Here is a 4,968-nt window from a genome sequence, read left to right on the forward strand (position 1 = left end):
CACCCGGACGCCACGAAGATCGATGCTCGCCCCGACGCCACGAAGGTCGACGGTCGTCCGGTCCGGACGCGCGTCGACCTTCGTGGCGTCGGGGCGAGCATCGATCTTCGTGGCGTCCGGGTGAGCGTCCGCGGCGTTCGGGTGAGCGTCGACCCTCGTCGGCTCGGGACCGGGAGCCGGCGGGGCGGCCACGGCCTCGGCGGGGGCGGACCGTGGCGGCGCGGGCTCGGCCCGGGTGGGCTCCGGCCCCGGCGGCGATCCGGCCTCCGGCGGCGATCCGGCCTCCGGCGGCGATCCGGCCTCCGGCGGCGATCCGGCCTCCGGCAGGGCATCCGCGACCGGGACGGTCGGCTCGACGGTCCCGCCGTCGGGAAGGATGCTCGTTCCGGTCGCGTCGAGGCCGTCAACCGCCAGCCCGCCGGCCGAGTCGGCGGTCGTCGCGTCGGCCGGCGGCCCGTCCGCCGGGGCCGGCGCGGCGGCGATCGGCTCCGGGTCGCCGTGCGGGGCCGGCGCGGCGGCCGAGGGTACGGGAGAGGGGGCCGAGTCTCCGGCGACCGCCGGATCCTGGTCCCGGTCGACGGCCGGCGTGCCCCCGTCGGCCGGTCGATCTGCTCCCGGCTGCGGGTGCGGCATCGCGGCAATCTCCTCTCGCGCCGGTCCGAGGTTAGTACCGGCGTGCCACCGGCGGCGATCCGCCCACGTCCGTGGCGGCCCGTGACCGGTCCTGGTGCCGTTACCCGGCCGGGAGGGCAGGGTCTGCGGCGGCGTGCCCGGGCCGGGAAGGGATACCGGGTGCTCGCCCCGGGCGCGCGGTGGGCGCGGCGCGGCGGTCGGCGGACGGCCGCGTACCCTTGGGCATCATGAGCGTCCCGTCCACCACACCACACCCCGCCGCGGCCGACTCCGGCGACGGCTCCGGCTCGGCGCGTCCGACGCCGCGCCGCGACCTGGGGTCGTCGGTCTGGCCACGTCTGGAGCCGCTGCTGCCCCAGGTGACCAAGCCCATCCAGTACGTCGGTGGCGAGCTGGGCGCGGTGGTCAAGGACTGGGACGCGGCAGCCGTGCGCTGGGCGCTGATGTATCCCGACGCGTACGAGGTCGGCCTGCCCAACCAGGGCGTGCAGATCCTCTACGAGGTGCTCAACGAGCTGCCCGACGTGCTCGCCGAGCGGACGTACGCGGTCTGGCCCGACCTGGAGAAGCTGATGCGCGCCCGCGGCGTGCCGCAGTTCACCGTTGACGCCCACCGCTCGGTGCGCGACTTCGACGTGTTCGGCGTCTCGTTCTCCACCGAGCTGGGCTACACCAACCTGCTCACCGCGATCGACCTGGCCGGCATTCCGCTGCTGGCGGCCGACCGCACCGACGCCGACCCGGTGATCGTGGCCGGCGGGCACGCCGCGTTCAACCCGGAGCCGATCGCCGACTTCGTCGACGCCGCCGTGCTCGGCGACGGCGAGGAGGCGGTCCTGGAGATCACCACGATCGTCCGGGAGTGGAAGGCCGAGGGCTGCCCGGGCGGCCGGGACGAGTTGCTGCTGCGACTGGCCCGCACGGAGAGCGTCTACGTGCCGCGCTTCTACGACGTGGACTACCTGCCCGACGGCCGGATCCAGCGGGTGGTGCCGAACCGGGCGGACGTGCCGTTCCGGGTGCACAAGCGCACGACGATGGACCTGGACGCCTGGCCGTACCCGAAGAAGCCGCTGGTTCCGCTCGCCGAGACCGTGCACGAGCGGTACGCGGTGGAGATCTTCCGGGGGTGCACCCGGGGCTGCCGGTTCTGCCAGGCCGGCATGATCACCCGGCCGGTCCGGGAGCGGTCCATCACGACGGTGGGGCAGATGGTGCAGCAGGGGCTGGAGTTCTCCGGCTTCCACGAGGTGGGCCTGCTGTCGCTGTCGTCGGCCGACCACTCGGAGATCGGCGACATGTGCTCCGGCCTGGCCGAGCAGTACGCCGGCACCAACGTGTCGCTGTCGCTGCCGTCGACCCGGGTGGACGCGTTCAACATCGACCTGGCCCAGGAGTTGTCCCGCAACGGCCGGCGCACCGGTCTGACCTTCGCCCCCGAGGGCGGGTCGGAACGGATCCGCAAGGTCATCAACAAGATGGTGTCGAAGGAAGACCTGATCCGCACCGTCGTCACCGCGTACTCCAACGGCTGGCGGCAGGTGAAGCTCTACTTCATGTGCGGGCTGCCCACCGAGACCGACGCCGACGTCCTGGAGATCGCGGACATGGCGCACGAGGTGATTCGGGCGGGCCGGGCCGCCACCGGCAGCAAGGACATCCGCTGCACGGTCTCGATCGGCGGTTTCGTGCCGAAGCCGCACACCCCGTTCCAGTGGGCGTCCATGGCGACCCCGGAGGTCATCGACCACCGGCTGCGGCTGCTCAAGCAGGCGATCAACGCCGACCGCTCGCTCGGCCGGGCGATCGGCTTCCGGTACCACGACGGCGAGCCGTCGCTGATCGAGGGCCTGCTCAGCCGGGGCGACCGTCGGGTAGGCGCGGTCATCCGCAGGGTGTGGGAGAACGGCGGTCGCTTCGACGGCTGGAGCGAGCACTTCTCGTACCAGCGGTGGGTGGACGCCGCCGCCGAGGTGCTGCCGGCCTTCGGTGTGGACCTCGACTGGTACACCACGCGGGAGCGCGACGAGCTGGAGGTCCTACCCTGGGACCACCTGGACTCGGGCCTGGACAAGGACTGGCTCTGGCAGGACTGGCAGGACTCCCTGTCCGAGTACGAGCAGGACGACTGCCGGTGGACCCCGTGCTTCGACTGCGGCGTCTGCCCGTCGATGGACACCGAGATCCAGATTGGCCCCACGGGCAAGAAGCTGCTCCCGCTTACCCCGATCAACGGTGCCGGTCTGCGGATTCCCGCCGCCACCCCGCAGTGATCCCCGCGCCGGGCGGCCCCGTGAGCGGGGTGCCCGGCGCCCGCTGCGTTGATCATCGAAGGTGTTGTCGTGGACACGATGTGTCGTCGACAATGGCCGCATGATCAACCAATCCGAGGAGCGCGACGATCAGTAGAAAACCACAGCCGGAGGGCGGCCAGGCGCCGGTCGTCCAGCGCGTCCGCATCCGGTACGCCAAGCGTGGGCCGCTGCGGTTCACCTCGCACCGCGACTTCGCCCGGGCGTTCGAGCGGGCGCTGCGTCGGGCGGGAGTGCCGATCGCCTTCTCCCAGGGCTTCACGCCGCATCCGAAGATCTCCTACGCCAGCGCCGCCCCGACCGGGGTGGCCAGCGAGGCGGAGTACCTGGAGATCGGCCTGCGGGAGCCGGTCGACCCGGAGCAGTTGCGGACGGCGCTGGACGCCGCGCTCTCGCCCGGCCTCGACGTCCTGGACGCGGTCGTCGCCGCCGGCGGCAGCCTGGCCGACCGGATCGAGGCGTCGTACTGGCGGATCGAGCTGCCCGAGGTCGACCCGGCCGTGCTGAAGGACGCGGTGGCGGCCTTCGCCGCGGCACAGGAGGTTCAGGTCGAGCGGATGACGAAACAGGGGCGGCGCACCTTCGACGCTCGCGCGGCAGTCATGAAGATCGATGTCATCGCGGCTCCGGAGACGCCTTTCGGGGCAGCGGCCGTACCGTGTGCGATACTCGAACTGGTCGTCCGGCAGGTCACCCCGTCCGTACGACCCGATGACGTCCTTTCCGGCCTGCGCGCGGTGGCCGACCTGGAGCCGCCGGTCTCCCCGAGGGTGATCCGGCTGGCGCAGGGCACGTTGACCGCACAGGGCGCGATCGTGGATCCGTTGGACGCGGATCGCGACGGGGCAGCCATCGTGTGAGCGTTGACCGACGGTCAGCGCTCTGGCAGGCAGACTTCGGCGGTCGCGCACCTCGCGCGCCCGGCGGAAACACTTTTGCGGCGACCCTGCGTGGCAGCGCTCACCCGCGCCCGGGGCAGCCAGAACTGGAGAACGTCCATGCTCGAGAACGAGCCCGAGGGCGGCGAACGGACCGGTCCCCAGCCGGCCGGCGAGACCGCTGACCGCACCACCGACACCGGCCGCGCCGGCGGTGACACCGTCACCGGCACCGCGGACCTGACCGCCGCCGAGGGCGCGGCCCCGGCCGGTGGCCCCACCGCCGCTCAGGGTGCTGCCGCCGAGACGCCGGCCACCCCGCCGCGCAAGCGGGCCACCCGTCGGCGGGCCACCCCACTGAACCAGCCGGAGCAGACCGAGGCACCGGTGGAGGCGTCCACCTCCGCCGGCTCGGCCAGCGGCGAGTCCCCCCAGGCCGAGGTCTTCGCCCCGGTCGCCGGCGAGCTGGAGGAGGCCCCGAAGACCCCGCGCCGGCGCCGGAAGGCGACCACCGCGAAGGCGGTGGAGGAGCCGATCACCGCCGCCGCCGCGGAGGAGGTCGGCACCGAGGTCGTACCCCCGGTCAAGGTCACCCGGACCCGCCGCCGCAAGGCCACCGGGCCCACGGCGGAAACCCCGGCGGCCGAGCCGGCCGCCGGTGCGCCGGCTCCCGTCGCGGCCGAGGCCGCCCCGGCGGGTGCGCCGGCCGGGACGCCGGGCACGGAGGCCACCCCGGCACCGGCCGTGGTCGAGCGGCCGACCGTGGTCGAGCCGGCCGCCGCCAGCGGGCCCGCCGACCAGCCCACCGCCGACCAGCCCACCGCCGGCAGGACCGCCACCGGTCGTAGCCGCCGCCGTTCCAGCGGCGCCGAGAACCACTCCGGGGAGGTGCCGCCCGGCGTGGCCGTTTCCGGCGCCGCCGAGCCGGCCGCCGGGGTCCCCGAGCCTGCCGGGATCATCGTGCCCGCCGAGGCCACCCCCGCCGAGGCCACCGCGCCCGCCGAGGCCATCGAGGTTGCCGAGCCTAGGACCCGCCGCCGCCGGGCGGCCCTCTCCGCGCCGACCGTGCTCTTCATGGCCCCGCAGCCGGACGAGCCCCCGGTCGCCCGGGTCGTGGTGTCGGCCCTGGTCGATGAGGAGCCGGT

Annotated in this window: 2 protein-coding genes and 2 pseudogenes; 3 read left to right on the plus strand and 1 reads right to left on the minus strand. The window is 74.1% G+C overall.

What is annotated here, in order from left to right; genetic code table 11:
* Window positions 1-633 (minus strand): annotated as a pseudogene (locus tag E1258_RS29835) (hypothetical protein); the annotation flags it as partial.
* A gap of 227 nt (window positions 634-860) precedes the next feature.
* Between E1258_RS29835 and E1258_RS29840 the strand changes: the two are divergent.
* From E1258_RS29840 to E1258_RS29850, 3 genes and pseudogenes are all read left to right on the plus strand, one after another.
* Complete coding sequence (locus tag E1258_RS29840; protein WP_132406983.1) at window positions 861-2,906, plus strand: TIGR03960 family B12-binding radical SAM protein; 2,046 nt, start codon at window positions 861-863, stop codon at window positions 2,904-2,906.
* 185 nt (window positions 2,907-3,091) lie between these two features.
* On the plus strand, window positions 3,092-3,805 hold the full coding sequence (locus tag E1258_RS29845; protein WP_132406985.1) for a TIGR03936 family radical SAM-associated protein: 714 nt from the start codon (window positions 3,092-3,094) through the stop codon (window positions 3,803-3,805).
* A gap of 138 nt (window positions 3,806-3,943) precedes the next feature.
* Window positions 3,944-4,968: pseudogene (locus E1258_RS29850) on the plus strand (ribonuclease E/G); the annotation flags it as partial.

Source organism: Micromonospora sp. KC207 (assembly GCF_004348615.1).
Taxonomy (GTDB): domain Bacteria; phylum Actinomycetota; class Actinomycetes; order Mycobacteriales; family Micromonosporaceae; genus Micromonospora.